At 68.3% G+C, this 1,446-nt stretch carries 1 protein-coding gene; it reads right to left on the bottom strand.

The genetic code is table 11. The features are described from left to right. Positions 1-131 precede the first annotated feature (131 nt). A complete protein-coding gene (locus tag AC0B61_RS37180) occupies positions 132-1,316 on the bottom strand; it encodes an IS701 family transposase (protein WP_471746962.1) in 1,185 nt (394 codons plus the stop codon). Positions 1,317-1,446 lie beyond the last annotated feature (130 nt).

Here is a 1,446-nt window from a genome sequence, read left to right as displayed (position 1 = left end):
GGTGCAGTGTAGTGGGCTGATTGTCCGTCAGGGGCGGTCTTCAGGAGACCGCCCCTCGATCGTGTGCAACCGCCGTTGGTAGTGGCAGTGGCGGGCGACTGCTTGGCGCTGTCTGCGCCAGGTGGACCAGTTCAGGGCATGTGTGCGAGGCGAGCACTGCGGCGGCCGTGGGGAGTGGGAGCGGCCAGTTGCCAGGAGTCGCCGGATCTCTGCCACGGTGAGGTCGACCATGGTGCGGGAACCGTTTCTGCAGCCCCCTTTGCGGTGGCCGCCATCGCGGCCAGGAAGGCGTGGGCGAGCATGGCCAGGGTGATGTGCCGCATCCAGCCGGTGTAGCGGCGGACTTCGTACTGGTCCAGGCCGCATTCGTTCTTCGCAGCCTGGAAGCATTCCTCAATTGCCCAGCGGCGACCAGCGATTTGCACCAGGTGCTCGATGCCCGTGTCGATCGGGGCGTAGGCGAGGTAGTAGGCGATCTCGTCGGGTTTGGCGATGCTGCGGCGGGCCAGTGCCCAGCGTCGGTGAGTGGGCTGGTCGCCGTCGAAGTCGGCGATCGGTGCGAGCTGGAGTGCGGCCCAGTGGTAGAAACGTGGTCCCTTCGCACCGTTGCCGCACGAGTGCTTCTCCCATGCCTCGTCCGGTGCTTGGGCGAAGAGGTGGTCGATGCGGCCGGCGCCGACCATGTGCTGGGACTTGGGGACCGCCAGGACGTAGCCGAGCCCGCTCTCCTCCAGCATGCGGCGAAAGCGCCACTCCTGGCCGTAGGCCGAGTCCGCGGCCACCCAGGCGATCGGCAGCTCGGAGGCGAGCGCGCGCAGCACCATGGCCTTGGCCAGCTCGATCTTGGTTCGGAACTCCCGCTCGTCGGGGATCTTCGCGGCCTGGCAGCGGTCGCGGTCGGATGTCCAGGACTTGGGCAGGTACAACTCGCGGTCCACCAGGGCCCTGCCCCGTGTGGTGGCGTAGGCGGCGAAGACGCCGATCTGGCAGTTCTCGGTGCGACCGGCGGTGCCGGAGTACTGGCGTTGCACGCCGGCTGAGGTCGTGCCCTTCTTGACGAAGCCGGTGTCGTCGAGGATCAGGACGGCGTCGTCCTCGCCGAGGCGTTCGGCGACGAAGTGCTGAAGGTCGTCGCGGATCTCGTCGGCGTCCCAGCGTGCGCCGGCGAGCAGGTGCTGAAGGGCGTCGGGGGTCGCGTGGCCCGCGTATTCGGCCAGCTGCCAGCCGTTCTTTCGGCCGACCGGGCCGAGCAGGCCGCGGACGTAGTCGCGCATCCGGCGGCGCGGCTCCACGCGGCTGAAGCGGTGGCCGACCAGTAGGAAGAGGTCGTCGAGTTCACGGTCCCAGGTCTCGAATGCAGGCTCGTTGATCACGACGAGAGGCTGCCCCGCCACTGCCACTACCAACGGCGGTTGCACACGATCGAGGGGCGGTCTCCTGAAGACC

Source organism: Kitasatospora sp. NPDC023385, assembly GCF_055664045.1.
Note: the sequence above shows the minus strand (reverse complement) of the source record. Positions and strands in the feature narration are given on the sequence as shown.